Genomic DNA, 16824 nt, shown 5'->3' with positions numbered 1-16824 from the left:
GAATCTAAGGGCTGATTGAAAGATGTTGTATAAGCAAACATATTATTCATATTGGTAACCTTGCTTACATTCCAAGAATCTAGGGGTTGGTTGAAGGATTTTGCACCAGCAAACATAGAATTCATATCTTTAACCTTGCTTACATTCCAGCTATCTAGAGGTTGGTTGAAAGATGTTGCATTAAGAAACATCGCGCTCATGTTCTTAACATTACTCACATTCCATTTTTCAATACCACTAAAATCTTCTCTCTTAATCTTTTCTAATTCAGCCTCTTGTACACTTACTTCTAAACAAATTTGATAATCACGCTCAATCCTTGCTCTTATTTGCTCATCACTAGTTTTTTCCTTCCATTCTGCAATTACCTTACATTTATCTTTTGATACCACCCAAAATAATCCACTCATATCAGTAATTCTGCTTGTATCAATATCACCTAGATATACATTGTTATCTCTTATAAGCTTTAAAAGTTCTTGCTTGTTTTTTGGATGATATTTAAAGGTATTTGCATAGATATGTGTAAATGTGCTTATACCTAGAAGACTTACTATACTTATTGTTTTTAACACTTTTTGCATGTTACTCCTTTTTTTTATTGTGTTGTTAGATTCTATAGTGCATGTGAAGTATTAATTTCCTTTATACCATTTTGGTGGATTGTCTTCTATTGAGGAAGAATAAAACATATAACTCATATCCTTGACATTGCTTACATTCCAGCTATTTAATGGTTGATTGAAAGATTCTGCACCAGCAAACATATAACTCATATCTTTAACCTTGCTTACATTCCAAGAATCTAGGGGTTGATTGAAAGATTCTGCACCAGCAAACATAGAATTCATATCTTTAACCTTGCTTACATTCCAAGAATCTAGGGGTTGGTTGAAGGATGTTGTATAAGCAAACATATAACTCATATCCTTGACATTACTCACATTCCATTTTTCAATACCACTAAAATCTTCTCTCTTAATCTTTTCTAATTCAGCCTCTTGTACACTTACTTCTAAACAAATTTGATAATCACGCTCAATCCTTGCTATTTCTTGTTCATCACTAATTTTTTCTTTGTTGTTTGCAATGATTTCACATTGATACTTTGGCACTACCCAAAATAATCCACTCATATCAGTAATCTTACTTGTATCAATATCACCTAGATATACATTGTTATCTCTTATAAGTTTTAAAAGTTCTTGTTTGTTTTTTGGATGATATTTAAAGGTATTTGCATAGATATGTGTCAGTGTGCTTATACCTAGAAGACTTACTATACTTATTGTTTTTAACACTTTTTGCATGTTGCTCCTTTTTTTATTGTGTTGTTAGATTCTATAGTGCATGTGAAATATTAATCTTTTTTATACCATTTTGGTGGATTGTATTGCATTGGGGAAGAATAAAACATATTATACATATTATCCCCAACTTGACTGACATCCCAAGAATCTAGATTCTGATTAAAAGATTTTGCAAATGCAAACATTTCACTCATGTCCCTAACATTACCAACATTCCAGCTATTTAATGGTTGATTGAAAGATTCTGCACCATAAAACATAAAGTCCATATTTGTGACATTACTCACATTCCAAGAATCTAAGGGTTGATTGAAGGATTTTGCAAATGCAAACATATTATTCATATTAGTAACATTGCTTACATTCCAAGAATCTAGGGGTTGGTTGAAGGATTCTGCACCAGCAAACATCCCAGCCATATGAGTAACCTTGCTCACATTCCAATTGTTTAATGGTTGGTTGAAAGATGTTGTATAAGCAAACATATAACTCATATCCTTGACATTACCAACATTCCAATTGCTTAATGGTTGGTTGAAAGATTCTGCACCAGCAAACATCGCTCTCATATCTTTAACCTTGCTTACATTCCAAGAATCTAAGGGTTGATTAAAAGATTCTGCATCAGCAAACATATCATTCATATTGGTAACATTGCTTACATCCCAAGAATCTAGGGGTTGGTTGAAGGATTCTGCACCAGCAAACATCCCAGCCATATGAGTAACCTTGCTCACATTCCAATTGTTTAATGGTTGGTTGAAAGATGTTGCATTAAGAAACATCGCGCTCATATCTTTAACCTTGCTTACATTCCAGCTATCTAGAGGTTGGTTGAAAGATTCTGCACCAGCAAACATCCCAACCATATTGGCAACATTACTCACATTCCATTTTTCAATACCGCTAAAATCTTTTCTCTTAATCTTTTCTAATTCATTCTTTTCTACACTTACTTCTAAACAGAGTTGATAACTGCGCTCAAGCCTTGCTCTTACTTGCTCACCATTAACCTTTTCTGTCCGTTCTGCAATTTCTTTACACTCATTCTTTGGTACCACCCAAAATAATCCACTCATATCAGTAATCTTACTTGTATTAATATCACCTAGATATACATTGTTATCTCTTATAAGATTTAAAAGCTCTTGTTTGTTTTTTGGATGATATTTAAAGATATTTGCATAGATATGTGTCAGTGTGCTTATACCTAGAAGACTTACTATACTTATTGTTTTTAACACTTTTTGCATGTTGCTCCTTTTTTATTGTGTTGTTAGATTCTATGGTGCATATGAAATATTAATCTTTTTTATACCATTTTGGTGGATTGTCTTCTATTGAGGAAGAATAAAACATATAACTCATATCCTTGACATTACCAACATTCCAGCTATTTAATGGTTGGTTGAAAGATTCTGCACCAGCAAACATATAACTCATATCCTTGACATTACCAACATTCCAGCTATTTAATGGTTGGTTGAAAGATTCTGCACCAGCAAACATATAACTCATATCCTTGACATTACCAACATTCCAGCTATCTAGGGGTTGGTTGAAAGATTTTGCATTAAGAAACATCGCGCTCATGTTCTTAACATTACCAACATTCCAGCTATTTAATGGTTGGTTGAAGGATTTTGCTTCATGAAACATCCAAGCCATATTAGTAACCCTGCTTACATTCCAAGAATCTAGGGGTTGATTGAAGGATTTTGCAAATGCAAACATATTATTCATATTAGTAACATTGCTTACATTCCAAGAATCTAGATTTTGATTAAAAGATTGTGCATGTTTAAACATATTATTCATATTGGTAACATTGCTTACATTCCAAGAATCTAGGGGTTGGTTGAAGGATGTTGTATAAGCAAACATATAACTCATATCCTTGACATTACCAACATTCCAATTGCTTAATGGTTGGTTGAAAGATTCTGCACCAGCAAACATCGCTCTCATATCTTTAACCTTGCTTACATTCCAAGAATCTAAGGGTTGATTAAAAGATTCTGCATCAGCAAACATATCATTCATATTGGTAACATTGCTTACATCCCAAGAATCTAAGGGTTGATTAAAGGAGAATGTCGCATAAAACATGTAACTCATATCCTTAACATTACTCACATTCCAACTATTTAATGGTTGGTTGAAAGATGTTGCTTCATGGAACATCTCAGCCATATTAGTAACCTTGCTTACATTCCAAGAATTTAAGGGCTGGTTGAAAGATTCTGCACCATAAAACATAAACCTCATATCTTTAACCTTACTCACATTCCATTTTTCAATACCACCAAAATCTTTTCTCTTAATCTTTTCTAATTCAGTGATTTCCACGCTTACTTCTAAACAAATTTGATAACCACGCTCAAGCCTTGCGATTTCTCGCTCATCATTAACCTTTTCCTTCCGTTCTGCAATTTCTTTACACTTATTCTTTGATACCACCCAAAATAGCCCACTCATATCAGTAATTCTGCTTGTATCAATATCACCTAGATATACATTGTTATCTCTTACAAGTTTTAAAAGCTCTTGTTTGTTTTTTGGATGATATTTGTAGTTATCTTTACAAGAATTTATTACTATGGCTATGCCTAGAAGACTTACTATACTTATTGTTTTTAACATTTTTTGCATGTTATTCCTTTTTAGTGTTTGTAGATTCTATAGTGCATGTGAAATATTAATTTCCTTTATACCATTTTGGTGGATTGTCCTCTATTGAGGAAGAATAAAACATGTTATTCATATCTTTAACATTACTTACATTCCAAGAATCTAGATTCTGATTAAAGGAGGATGCTTCATAAAACATCCATGTCATCTTTGTAACTTTGCTTACATTCCAAGAATCTAAGGGCTGATTAAAGGATTTTGCACCATAAAACATAGCGCTCATATTAGTTACATTACTCACATTCCAAGAATCTAGATTTTGATTAAAAGATTGTGCATTTTTAAACATAGAGTTCATATTGGTAACATTGCTTACACTCCATTTATTTAATGGTTGGTTGAAAGATTGTGCCCTGGCAAACATCCCAGCCATATCAGTAACATTACCAACATTCCAAGAATCTAGGGGTTGGTTGAAAGATTTTGCACCAGCAAACATCTCAACCATATTGGCAACATTACTCACATTCCATTTATTTAATGGTTGGTTGAAGGATTGGACAGATGCAAACATAGCCCTCATATTAACTACATTACTCACATTCCAAGAATCTAAGGGTTGATTGAAAGATTCTGCATTAGCAAACATGAAACTCATATCCTTGACATTACTCACATTCCATTTTTCAATACCGCTAAAATCTTTTCTCTTAATTTCTTTTAATTCAGCCTCTTCCACACTTACTTCTAAACAAATTTGATAACCACGCTCAAGCCTTGCGATTTCTCGCTCATCATTAACCTTTTCTGTCCGTTCTGCAATTTCTTTACACTCATTCTTTGGTACCACCCAAAATAATCCACTCATATCAGTAATCTTACTTGTATTAATATCACCTAGATATACATTGTTATCTCTTATAAGTTTTAAAAGTTCTTGTTTTGTTTGTGGGTGATATTTGTGGTTGTCTTTACAAGAATTTATTACTATATTACAAGAATTTATTACTATGGCTATACCTATAAGACCTAATATGCCCATGATTTTTAGAATCTGCTTCATTGACTGCCTCCTCACAACCTGTGCTTTAAATTTTATATTAAATTTATATACCTATCTAATTTCTCTAAATTACCACCCCTTAAAAAGCCTTGCCTTTCATTGTTAAATGTTGGGATATCTGCTGTATCTATGCTTTTTGCCATATCGCTTTTATCTTTCTGCGTTTATAATTAGTTCTGCTTGTTCTCTTTGCATTTTTGATCCTTTCTTTGTATATATTTTATTCCCATTTAAGCTCTAAATCAAAGCCTAAATCTTTAATCAAAGTTTCAAAATATCTTAAGCCTTTGTTTTCTCTTAGCCAAGCAAAAATCGCCTCCTCATCCTCAAAATCACCTTTATAGCCAAATTCATCAGCCCATTTGTAAGCATTATACCACCAATCAGCATGCGTATCATTTAGCACATCTTTGGCATACTCTTGCGCTTCATCACTTGGTTTTAAATCCCGCATAGCATAGAGAATATTAAAGGCTTGTTCATTTTCTTTTAGTAGCTCTTCTTCACTAAATTTTTCATTATCTAGCGTTATACCGCCTAGCACTTGCGAGAGTGCCAAACCATAATAATACGCACCTTCCTCACAGATATTATCCTCTTTAGCATATTTACTTAACTCTTGTTTTTCATCAACTTTGCCATTTATATTTGCCCCTTGCTCTAGTGCTTTTGTAAAAAGTTCAAAATCACTAGTCATAATTGCTTTAAACAACATATCATCAGCATTATTCATGTTTAATATTTCTCCTAACATTTCTTGTTTTGGAAGATTATGTAAAATGCGTGTGCGATTTAATAGAGCATAAAGTGCAACTGATTCCTCATTAAATACTAAAGTTTTATACTCTATGATTTGTGCATCAGAATCTGTCATAAAGCTTACATAGACATTATTTTCACGCCTAATACCTGCACACACAGGCTTTAATGGCTCATTATACCAAATGAATGGATATTGCAAATCCTGCAATGACTTTTTTAGATTCTCTTCATCAATTCCCTTTCGTTTGACACCCTTATAAAGCTCAATATAATTTTGCACAAGCAAATATTGCAAAGCCTCATCTTCTCTCTCAAAGTCTTTTTCATGCTCTATACTTGCACGCTCACCTGTTCTAAAAACCTCATATTTTTGCACACGCTTATCCCACCAAATTCCTAGCATATATTCGCCCAAATGCTCTTTTTTTCTCTCATACCAAGAGACTGAAAAAAGCTCCTCCTGCTCTATGATTTGCCTTGCTAGCTCTTGTGTGATTTTTGGAGTTTTTAAATCTAGCTCTTTTTCTAAGCTAAAAAAGCCATAATTTAACCCCTTTGTGAGAGTGCTAAATTTTGCATTACTTTTAGATTCTAAAAAATCATAGATAAATTTTGGAAATTTAAATTCATAATACCCCTTTGTATTGAATAATATAGTAAGTGTAGAATCTTCTTGCTTTGTGTAAATATTGCAAAATTTTTTCTTATTTTTAGTGAAATGCTTATCATCAAAAACGCTTCCGCGTAGCCAATCTAGCTTTTTAATGACTTTATTTTTCATGCAATAGCCTAGATAAATCTTACTATATTTGTCAAAATCAAAGTAGTTTTTATCCTCCAAAAAGTCGTGGCAAAAAGATTCTGTATCGCCGATAAAATACTGATAATGTGCTTTGTCTATAAACTCTTGCTCTTTGTAAGAGCAAGCATAAAGCCAAAGTGCGCCATCAATCTTTTGTGTGTCATATTCGCCAACGATGAGCTGGTAAGATGTTTTATTATACTTTTTATCTTGCTCTTGCAAGATACCTATAAGAAATTCAAGTGCTTCATCGCTTTTTATGCGAATAAGTGCCACATCATCTCTGTAAGTATTATAATACTTAAAGCCGACTATATTATAAGGCATATCATCGATTTTTTTTCCTGCGATTTCACCTATATGGCTATGACGCGACTCACCAAGTTCGCCTAAAAGTTTGTTTGTTATTTCTGTAGTTTTTGCAAAAATGATTTGAGAAATATTGCACCGCTCTAAAAAGTCTAAAAATGCTTTTTTGGCTTCATCGCAATTTTTAGCATTGTTAAAATCTCTTAAATTAATCTTTAGCCCAAATCTTGTGCTTTCTAGCTTAAAAGTTATGTTGTCTATGCTAGAATTTAAAAAATACATTGATGGGCTAAGCCCTAAAAACTCTATAATAGGTTCTATATCTACATGCACACTTCCTATTTCTAAATTTTGCACGATCTTAGCTACACGCTCATCTATATGCACTTTTTTATCCAAGCTTTCATAAGCTAAAAACTCTATTTTTTCATCTATAAAAACATAGATAAAGAGTTCTGCTCTAAACTCACATTCTTGAAATTTTATGTAAGAGGGATAATCTTTTAAATGCCTTGTCCTTTCTTCTACGCCTTGTAATTCTTTGAGGAGTTTTAAAACCTGCTTTAAAAGTCTATAGGTATTGCTAGAATGTAAAAAATCTTTTGTATTTTGTAAGGCTCTTAGGTTGTTTAGGACGATTTTTTCTCCACTGCTTGTAGTATAGGCTTTATCTTTAAAAGATGAAAAGTTTTCATTATAGTTTTGCGCTAGGCTTAATTGCATGTATTTGTAAATATTTTTTGCGTTTTTGATATGTTTAATATAGGATTTTTTGATCTTAACCCCAGTGCATAAAAGCAAAATAAAGTTTTCCCAAGTAACTTGAAAGGGCTTATCTAAAAGCATACATAAATTTACAGAATCTCTAGTACTAAAGGCTTCACTCCCATAAAAAAGCGTATGAATATACATATATTCAAAAATACTTTCATCCACATCATCATCAAAAAGCCATTGAAAGGATCTAGATTCTAAGAGGGCTTGTTTTTGCTCCTTGCTTAAAAAATGTGAAGCAGTGGTATAAGCACCGCAAAGATTTTTAATAAGAGAATCTAACAAATCATCAAGAGCGTTTAAATGCGTTTGTGAAATCTCTGTAACACTTTTTAGTTCAAAAATCTTTTTGATCGCTTCTTTTTCGTCTTCTTTTAAAGAGCTAGGAGAGCGTGTTGGCTGTTTGTGTAAAAAGAGTATTGAAAGCTTAGAATCTTGCGTGTTTGTAGATTCTGTGTTTTCTGTCATTTTAAGTGGCGATGAAAAATCTTTTTTAGAATCTTGATTGAAATTTTCTTTAGCCTTTTTGTAGCTATTCATGGGTTTTGCATTACAAGATAGTGCTTTACTAAGTAGATTCTGTGCGATTTCTTTTTGCTCTTTATTGCTTAGGCTAGAATCTATTTGCTTGTAATTTAAAAGCTTAGGATACTTTTTGCCATGCCCAATCACAAACATTTCTATATATTCTTCATCGCTCCATGGCTCTTTTAGCTCATCTTGGATTTGGCTTAGAGCATCTATGCGTTGGTAGTTTTGATACACACAAGCTTGCAAGATTAAATTGATAGAACTTAGCATTTTATGGCGTGGCAAAGATTGTATTTGTCTTAAAGCCTTTTCATCGCTGATATTTTTATCTTTGTTTTGGAGGCGTTGATAGATTAAAGAAGTATAAGAATTTGCTGATTGCATAGCAAGATTTGCAAGATCTCTATCTACTTTTGCACCCGCACTTACTAGATTGATTAAATAAGTTTTAGTCTCATTAAGATGTGTTTTGCCATCTTTTGTTGGAGTGATAGATCGATTATAAAACTCTCTTAATGCGATATTTTCACTATCATTAGCAATGGGACGCAGTGCAGAGTGAAATGCAATCACGTTTATTTTATCTTTTTGGCTACTAGCATATTCGCAGAACAAAAGCTCTTTTACCACCCTTATAAGCTCTTTATTCATAAGCTCTTGATATGCTTTTAGCTCTTTGGCACTTAATTTTTGAAACTCCTTTAAGCTTAGCTTACAAACTCTTCTAAAGGCTTTTTGCTCTAGCAGTGTTGCCCTAAGCTTTAGGGCTTTAGTTCTTTGCCTAAGTTCGCCTAGTTTTTCTAGCTCTTCTTGGGTGTAGGCATAATGCTTACTCATCTCTTCAGCCAGTGTTTGAAAATCCTCTAAGCTAACTTTTAAGTTTTCTGCTCCAAAATTTGTAGATAGCGCAAAAGAGCCAAAAGGCGATGAATTAGATTTTATAGAATCTTCTTCATCTTCTAAATATTCTTCATCATCTCTATTATAATTAAGCTCTATTTCTTCATCATCTTCTTCTAGCTCTTCATAATCCTCATTAAAATCATAATAATCCTCATCATCTTCATACTCATCTTCCTCTTCCTCTTCCAAATTTAACTCACCCTTTAAAAATTGCTCATAGAGATTACAAAAATCGTTTTCTAAAATATAACCACACATAGGATGTATGGAATCAAAAATAATCGTAGTTTTGCCATCTTTATAGCACCATACACAAACCCCACCCATGCGTAAGATTCGCACTTCATCGCTATTTTGAATGATTTGCATAGTATAGGCGTCTTTTTGTAAGAAGCTTGGTATTTGCTTATCCTTTTCTATCTCCACACTAAAGGGGCTTTTTTGCATAATTTTCATAAAAGTATCCAAAAAATTTTCATCAGTGTTTTCTATCTCAAAAAAAGTAATTTTATTTCTTTCATAATTGGTATAACGCATACAATTAAGCCCTACCTCAAGTTAAAATTCAACATTATATCAAAACTACAAAAAACATATATAATTACACTTATCTTCTAAAACAATGGAATTATATGAATAATTTAATATCACAAAATGACAATACTACCATTATCGCAGAATACAAATTCACTCCAAAAGAGCCAAAATCATATCAAAGCGAGGAAGACTTAGAGAAATTTCTCATTAAAGAGCTATCACTCCAAGGTTATGAAAAAATAGCACTAAATCATATAAGCGATCTTGAAGATAATTTAAAAATACAGCTTGAAAAGCTCAATAACATCACATTTTCCAAAAACGAATGGGAAAGTTTTTATAAACAAAATATCGCCAATCCAAGATTAAACTTTGAAGATAAAACCAAAATACTCCAAAGCAATAACTTTACACTCACGCTTAATAGAGATGATGAGAGTAAGAAAAACATCATTTTAATAGATAGGGCCAATCCAATCAACAATCATTTGCAAGTCATATCACAGCTAAAAAATGAAAGTGGTGAGTTTAAAAACCGCTATGATGTTAGCATTTTAGTAAATGGTCTTCCTTTGGTGCATATCGAGCTAAAAAGGCGTGGGATAGATCTAAAAGAAGCTTTTAATCAAATTAGACGCTACCAAAAAGAAAGCTTTTTAAAAGGCAGTGCACTCTATGAATTTGTGCAAATTTTTATCATCTCAAATGGCACACTAACAAAATATTACAGCAACACAAACCAACATAAAATAAAAAAATCACAAAACGATAACTATACTTTTTGCATAAGCTTTTCAGATTCTAAAAATAATGCAATCAATGATTTAGGAGATTTCACAAAGACTTTTTTAGCAAAAAGAAGTTTATTAAATATTCTTACAAAATATTGCGTTTTTAATGCTGATAATGAGCTACTTATTATGCGTCCTTATCAAATCGCAGCAAGTGAAAACATCATCAATAAAATAAAAATTGCTCATAGTCATAAACATTATGGGAAAGTAGAAGCAGGTGGATTTATTTGGCATAGCACAGGAAGCGGTAAAACTCTCACTTCTTTTAAAACTGCGATTTTATCTACAAAGCTCCCATTTATCAAAAAGGTGCTTTTTGTTGTAGATAGAAAAGACTTAGATTATCAAACACAAAAAGAATATGACAAATTTCAAAAAGGTGCAGCCAATGCTACTAAAAATACTGATGAGCTAAAAAGGCGAATTGAGAGCACCAAAGAAGATGAAAAAATCATCATCACCACAATTCAAAAGCTTTCAAATTTTGTGCAAAAATATAAAAATTCTCGTGTTTTTGACTTAGAGATTGTCTTTATTTTTGATGAGTGTCATAGAAGTCAATTTGGTTTGATGCATGAACAAATCATTAAAAAATTTAAAAAATACTATATCTTTGGATTTACTGGCACGCCAATTTTTGAAGAAAATGCAGGGAAAAACTATTTTATCAATAGTGATAAAAATGTAGAGCTAAAAACCACCCAAAGCACTTTTGGCACTTGTTTGCACTCTTACACGATTTTAAATGCTATAAAAGATAAAAATGTCCTTCCTTTTAAAGTGAGCTATCACTCTACGATGAAACAGCTTGAAAGCACACAAGGCAAAGAAGTCAAAGCCATAGATAAAGAATCTGCCCTATTAGATTCTAAACGTATCAAAAAAGTCGTAAGCTATATTTTAGATAATTTCAATCGCCACACAAAAAGGATGAGTGCCTACACGCTAAAAAATCAAAGAATACAAGGTTTTAATGCACTCTTTGCAACTGCTAGTGTGGAATTTGCCAAAACTTATTATGAAGAATTCAAAAAGCAATTACAAGCACGAAATAGTGATCTAAAAATTGGCATTATTTATTCTTATGAGCAAAATGAAGATTTAGATGAAATAACACAAGATTATAAAAGTGCTAAAGAGTTTTTAAGTGAAGCAATGAAAGATTATAATAGCTATTTTAAAAGTGATTTTAATTTAGAAAAATTTGATAATTACTACAAAGATGTATCACAAAAGCTCAAAAATAAAGAGCTAGATTTGCTCATAGTAGTCAATATGTTTCTAACAGGATTTGATTCTAAAACGATAAATACCCTTTATGTCGATAAAAATCTAAAATATCATGGACTACTTCAAGCCTTTTCACGCACTAATAGAATCCTAAATGAACAAAAAGTCTGTGGCAATGTCGTGTGTTTTAGAGATCTAGAAGAAGCTACAAATGAAAGTCTAAAGATGTTTGGCGATGAGAGAGCATCAAATATTGTTTTATTGGGGAATTTTACTTCTTATTTCAAAAAATACGCTGCATTAGTAGAAGAATTAAATCAAAAGTTTGATCTTTGCTCATTTCCATTAACCAAGCAAGAAGAGCAACAAGAATTCATCAAAATTTTCAATGAGATTCTAAAACTTGAAAATATATTAAATCTTTTTGATGAATTTAAAAATCCTTTAAATATCAGAGATAAGCAAGACTATCAAAGCCATTATTTAGAGCTTTACAACACTCTAAGAAAAGAGAAAGAAAAAGAAAATATCAATGATGATTTAATATTTGAGATAGAACTCATCAAACAAAATGAGATTAATGTAGATTTCATCTTATTCCTACTTGAAGAATATCACAAAACAAATCAAGATTTAAATCAAGTAAAAACAAAAGAAACCATCTTAAAAACACTTATTTCAAACCCAAGCCTAAGGGATAAAAAAGAGCTTATTGAAGAGTTCTTAGAACAAATTGATAATAACAAAACTAGCGATTATAAAACCCTTTTTAAAAGCTTTATGCAAAGCAAAAAAGAGCAAGAATTACAAAAAATCATAGAAGATGAGAATCTAAATGAAGATTTGACAAAAGAGTATCTAGATGAAGCCTTTGAGTTAAATTTCTTTCAAGACAAGGGAATGGATATAGAATCTTTATTTCCACCTAGAGATATTTTTGCTTCAAAAAGTGCAGGCAATGAAGATACAAAAAGAATTATCCATAAACTTCAAGCATTTTTTGAAAAATTTAGGGTTTTGCTAAAAAAGGAAGAGGATGAATAAAATAGAAAAACTACTAAAAGAGCTTTGTCCAAATGGCGTGAAGTTTAAAGCATTGGGGGAAATCTTTGAGATTAAAAACGGCTACACTCCATCAAAAGCAAATAAGGAATTTTGGGAAGGTGGGACTATCCCTTGGTTTAGAATGGACGATATTCGCACCAATGGTAGAATCTTAAGTGATTCACTGCAGCACATTACCCCTAAAGCACTAAAGGGAGGCAAACTTTTTCCCAAAAATTCTATTATTATTTCTACGACTGCCACGATTGGTGAACACGCATTAATAATCGTTGATTCGTTGGCGAATCAACGATTCACCTTTTTAAGCAAAAAGGTGAATTGTGATATTGCTATCGATATGAAGTTTATTTATTATTATTGCTTTATCTTGGGGCAATGGTGTAAGCAAAATACAAATGTTTCAGGCTTTGCCTCTGTGGATATGAAAGCATTTAAAAATTTCCAAATCCCAATCCCACCGCTTGAAGTGCAAGAAGAAATAGTAAAGATTCTAGATACTTTTACAGAATTAAAAAGAAAGTTAGAAGAAGAATTAGAAAGAGAATTAGAATCACACATCAAACAATATGAATACTACCGCAACAAGCTTTTGTCTTTAGAATATTTAGAATCTAGCGGCGGATATGAGCTAAAAACACTGGGGGAAATATGTGAGGCTAGAAGGGGTTCATTTCCGCAACCTTATGGAGATACTAGATGGTATGGTGGTATAGAATCTATGCCATTTGTTCAAACGGCAGATATTGGTAAAAATATGCAATTAAGTAACTATACGAAATCAACGATTTCAAAAATTGCACAACCAAAAAGTATTTTTTGTCCAAAAAATTCTGTAATCGTTAGTTTGCAAGGGGTGCAGTTAGGTCGCGTTGCAATTACGCAATATGATTGCTATATTGATAGAACTATTGCAGTTTTTCAAAATTATAAAATAGATATTAATAAAAAATATTTTGCTTATCAACTGTATAATGCTTTTCAATTTAAGCGCTCAAAAGCCCGTGGGGCCACAATTCCTACAATTACAAAGGAAGAATTTAAAGCCTTTCAAATCCCAATCCCACCGCTTGAAGTGCAAGAAAAAATCGTTAGCATTTTAGATAAATTCCACGCACTAACAACGGGATCTCACAAGTGGAATCCCAGCAGAATTAGAAGCTAGAAAAAAGCAGTATGAATATTATAGAAACAAACTACTTACTTTTAAGGAGGCTAGATAATGAAAAGTGTCATTGAGAGAGAGGAGCTACACAAAACCATTTGGAAAATTGCAAATGAGCTGCGTGGCAGTGTCGATGGCTGGGATTTTAAGAGCTATGTTTTGGGATTTTTGTTTTATTACTTTATCTCTGAAAATCTAAAAAGCTATATTCAGACATTCCATAAAAAAGATTATGAAAATCTAGATGATGAAAAAGCTCAAAATGGTAAAGATGATATTATTAATGCCAAGGGGTTTTTTATAAAGCCAAGTCATCTTTTTTCAAATGTATTTAAAAATGCAGATCTAAAAACCCTAAATGAAGATTTGAATGAAATTTTCAAAGCAATAGAATCTAGTGCTAATGGAAGTGAGAGTGAAAAGAGCTTTAAGGGGCTTTTTGATGATTTGGATTTGTATTCTAAGAAGCTTGGTGCAGACAATTTGGAGCGTAATAAAAAGATTCTAAAGATTATGGAATCAATTTCTAAGCTTGAGCTCCACTATAATGAAAATGAGATTGATACCTTTGGTGATGCTTATGAATACTTGATGAAAATGTATGCAAGTAATGCGGGTAAAAGTGGAGGAGAGTTTTTTACCCCACAAGAAGTAAGCAAACTCCTAGTAGAAATCACCTTGCATAATAATAACAAGCCAAATAAAGTCTATGATCCTGCTTGTGGGAGTGGATCGCTACTCTTGCAGTATAAGAAATCGCTAAAAAGCGATCCTAAAAAGGGTTATTTTGGTCAAGAGATAAATATCACCACCTACAACCTTGCAAGAATGAATATGTTTTTGCATGATGTGAATTATATGCGTTTTGATATCGCTCATGGAGATACTTTGATAAAGCCAAGTGAAAATCATAAGGAGTTAGAACCTTTTGATGCAATTGTTAGCAATCCTCCTTATAGCACCAAGTGGGAGGGCAAAGACAATGCGCTTTTAATCAATGATGAGAGATTTAACAAAGCAGGAGTTCTAGCACCTACTTCAAAAGCAGATCTTGCCTTTGTGATGCATTCTCTTTCTTGGCTTAGTGAGAAAGGAAGTGCAGCGATTGTTTGCTTCCCTGGTGTAATGTATAGAGGTGGAGCAGAAAAAGATATAAGAAAATATATGGTGGAAGAGAATTTTATTGATTGTGTGATCTCTCTAGCACCAAATCTCTTTTTTGGGACAGGCATTGCGGTGTGCATTTTGGTGCTTAGAAAAAATAAAATGGATAAACAAACTCTATTTATCAATGCAAATGATGAATTTATCAAAGTAACTAATAAAAATATGCTAAGCAAAGAGAACTTAGAAAATATCCTAAAACTCTATAAAGATAGAAAAGAAGTGCCTTATCTTGCTAAGCTTGTAAGTAATGAAGAGATCGCAAAAAATGATTATAACTTAAGTGTATCTAGCTATGTAGAAGCAAAGGATACAAGAGAGATAATTGACATACAAGCACTAAATAAAGAAATAGAAGAAATAGTAAAACGCCAAAGTGCTTTAAGAAATCAAATTGATAGCTTAGTGCGTGAATTAGAAGGAGTATAAAAGTATAGATTCTAAGTAAGCTTAGAATCTATATGTAGAATCTGAAGAAGCGATTGAGACTTTTGTAATGCTTTTAGAGCTAAAATGACAAAGATTTTAGCTCTAAGGGGTTGCAAAATATTATAACTTAGATTCTATCTTAGCAATGAGCTCTTGTATAGCTTTTTTCTGCTTTTCATTTTCTGCTTCACTTAGCTTTGCCTTTGTGGCTTCTAGCATCTTGTTATCCACCTTTGCACCACTTTCTATTAAAAGCTCACACATTGCTGTGCTTTGTGGGAGATTTGCTAGAATTGTTTCTAGCAGGAGCTTTTCATTAAAGCAGTTGATATAATCTATATCTGCACCATTTTTGATTAAAACTTTAGCAGATTCTATATGTCCCTTTTTAGCTGCTAGAAAAAGTGGCGTATTCCCAAAGTCTGATCGATCTATCTCATAATCTTGGCTTAAAAGATAGCTAATGATTTTTGCACGATTAAAAAACGCTACTGCGATTAGAATTGGCGTATTTAGCCTTAATTCTGGTAAGTAAATATCAAAATCTTCATCAATTATATCCTCTTTGCATGCTTTTTTGATGATTTCAAGTGCGCTCTCTTCATCATCGTTTTGTAAAACTACAAACAAAATTTCAGCAATCTCTTTTTCTAAAGCACCCTCAAAAATTTCTTTATAGTTTTTTAAAATCTCTTTGTTTGAAAGAGAGGCGATATTTTGATTAGCTCTTAATGCTTTTAGCTTTTCCATAATGGCGTATTCTAAAGAAATTGCCTTTTGAATACGCGCTTCAAGTTTTTTAAACTTCTCTGGATTATCACGCTCCATTTTAAAGCTATACATAGAATCATAAATCGCATCTGCTTCTTCTTCTAAATCTTTTATCCAAGCCTTTTTACAAGCTCCTTTGAGATTTTTCGTATCATATTCTAAAATCTCTAGCAAATCCTCACTAAAGCTAAGAGTTTTTTCATTCACCTTTTTATCTTTTTTCCAAAGTTTGTATTGGGCTTTTAAGATATTTAGAATCTCATCTTTGAGATTTTTTGACTTTTTATCTAGATTCTTAAACGCTTCTTTAATGTCTGTAATCTCACCTTTTGGGGTAAAGCTCATATCCTTTCTTTTCTCCTCATACATTTTCACTTGCTCTTCATAAGGTAGGCTTGTATCAATCTCATAATCTTTTACTAACTCTTCCCAAGTCTTAGCCCCTAAGTTTTTAAAAACTTTTTATTTAGAACATTATTAAAAGCATTATCTAGCGGAGTTTCAGGCTCTGCATATTTTTTATAATCATGCTTATAGTCTAGCCCACAATAGGCAGCATTAATATCTGCACCATATTTTGTAAGCAC

11 protein-coding genes are annotated in these 16824 nt (G+C 32.3%); 3 read left to right on the top strand and 8 right to left on the bottom strand.

Annotation, left to right across the window (positions count from 1 at the left end):
- The 6 genes from LS81_RS06010 to LS81_RS05985 all read right to left on the bottom strand — a co-directional run.
- On the bottom strand, positions 1 to 584 hold a 584-nt coding region (locus LS81_RS06010), incomplete at its 3' end, for a BspA family leucine-rich repeat surface protein (RefSeq protein WP_201798951.1).
- Between the two features lie 51 nt (positions 585 to 635).
- Positions 636 to 1310 carry a BspA family leucine-rich repeat surface protein gene (locus tag LS81_RS06005; RefSeq protein ID WP_104696411.1) on the bottom strand — a complete coding sequence of 225 codons (675 nt, stop codon included), beginning with the start codon at positions 1308 to 1310 and terminating at the stop codon, positions 636 to 638.
- Positions 1311 to 1360: 50 nt separating this feature from the next.
- Positions 1361 to 2563 (bottom strand): BspA family leucine-rich repeat surface protein, encoded by a 1203-nt coding sequence (locus LS81_RS06000; RefSeq protein WP_104696410.1) that lies wholly within the window; start codon positions 2561 to 2563, stop codon positions 1361 to 1363.
- A 49-nt stretch (positions 2564 to 2612) separates the two neighbouring features.
- Entirely contained in the window at positions 2613 to 3962 is a 1350-nt protein-coding gene (locus tag LS81_RS05995; RefSeq protein ID WP_199769734.1) for a BspA family leucine-rich repeat surface protein, read from the bottom strand.
- 46 nt (positions 3963 to 4008) lie between these two features.
- Positions 4009 to 5004 (bottom strand): BspA family leucine-rich repeat surface protein, encoded by a 996-nt coding sequence (locus LS81_RS05990; protein WP_104696409.1) that lies wholly within the window; start codon positions 5002 to 5004, stop codon positions 4009 to 4011.
- A 220-nt stretch (positions 5005 to 5224) separates the two neighbouring features.
- A complete protein-coding gene (locus LS81_RS05985; protein ID WP_104696408.1) occupies positions 5225 to 9622 on the bottom strand; it encodes a hypothetical protein in 4398 nt (1465 codons plus the stop codon).
- Positions 9623 to 9717: 95 nt separating this feature from the next.
- On the opposite strand from LS81_RS05985, the gene LS81_RS05980 reads away from it, so the two are divergent.
- From LS81_RS05980 to LS81_RS05970, 3 genes are read left to right on the top strand one after another with little or no spacing between them, the layout of a single operon-like run.
- Positions 9718 to 12690, top strand: a complete 2973-nt coding sequence (locus LS81_RS05980) for a type I restriction endonuclease subunit R (RefSeq protein WP_034346537.1) — start codon at positions 9718 to 9720, stop codon at positions 12688 to 12690.
- Positions 12683 to 13873 (top strand): restriction endonuclease subunit S, encoded by a 1191-nt coding sequence (locus LS81_RS05975; RefSeq protein ID WP_081955926.1) that lies wholly within the window; start codon positions 12683 to 12685, stop codon positions 13871 to 13873. The genes LS81_RS05980 and LS81_RS05975 overlap by 8 nt, the downstream gene beginning before the upstream one ends.
- Before the next feature lie 57 nt (positions 13874 to 13930).
- Positions 13931 to 15466 (top strand): type I restriction-modification system subunit M, encoded by a 1536-nt coding sequence (locus tag LS81_RS05970; RefSeq protein ID WP_034346535.1) that lies wholly within the window; start codon positions 13931 to 13933, stop codon positions 15464 to 15466.
- A 120-nt stretch (positions 15467 to 15586) separates the two neighbouring features.
- Here the strand turns inward: LS81_RS05970 and LS81_RS05965 are convergent, their stop codons facing one another.
- On the bottom strand, positions 15587 to 16582 hold the full coding sequence (locus tag LS81_RS05965; protein WP_158659389.1) for an ankyrin repeat domain-containing protein: 996 nt from the start codon (positions 16580 to 16582) through the stop codon (positions 15587 to 15589).
- A gap of 98 nt (positions 16583 to 16680) precedes the next feature.
- The gene (locus LS81_RS11260; RefSeq protein ID WP_158659388.1) at positions 16681 to 16824 is read right to left on the bottom strand and encodes a hypothetical protein; all 144 of its coding nucleotides are present in this window, start codon (positions 16822 to 16824) and stop codon (positions 16681 to 16683) included.

Origin of the sequence: Helicobacter trogontum (genome assembly GCF_000765905.2) — a bacterium.
In the GTDB taxonomy this organism is placed as follows: Bacteria; Campylobacterota; Campylobacteria; order Campylobacterales; family Helicobacteraceae; genus Helicobacter_A; species Helicobacter_A trogontum.
Note: the sequence above shows the minus strand (reverse complement) of the source record. Positions and strands in the feature narration are given on the sequence as shown.

Excerpts from the sequence above, each read along its gene's own strand:
- LS81_RS05985 (WP_104696408.1), bottom strand. The coding sequence starts at position 9,622 with ATGCGTTATACCAATTATGAAAGAAATAAAATTACTTTTTTTGAGATA.
- LS81_RS06005 (WP_104696411.1), bottom strand. The coding sequence starts at position 1,310 with ATGCAAAAAGTGTTAAAAACAATAAGTATAGTAAGTCTTCTAGGTATA.
- LS81_RS05995 (WP_199769734.1), bottom strand. The coding sequence starts at position 3,962 with ATGCAAAAAATGTTAAAAACAATAAGTATAGTAAGTCTTCTAGGCATA.
- LS81_RS06000 (WP_104696410.1), bottom strand. The coding sequence starts at position 2,563 with ATGCAAAAAGTGTTAAAAACAATAAGTATAGTAAGTCTTCTAGGTATA.
- LS81_RS05990 (WP_104696409.1), bottom strand. The coding sequence starts at position 5,004 with ATGAAGCAGATTCTAAAAATCATGGGCATATTAGGTCTTATAGGTATA.
- LS81_RS05980 (WP_034346537.1), top strand. The coding sequence starts at position 9,718 with ATGAATAATTTAATATCACAAAATGACAATACTACCATTATCGCAGAA.
- LS81_RS05965 (WP_158659389.1), bottom strand. The coding sequence starts at position 16,582 with ATGAGCTTTACCCCAAAAGGTGAGATTACAGACATTAAAGAAGCGTTT.
- LS81_RS05970 (WP_034346535.1), top strand. The coding sequence starts at position 13,931 with ATGAAAAGTGTCATTGAGAGAGAGGAGCTACACAAAACCATTTGGAAA.
- LS81_RS05975 (WP_081955926.1), top strand. The coding sequence starts at position 12,683 with ATGAATAAAATAGAAAAACTACTAAAAGAGCTTTGTCCAAATGGCGTG.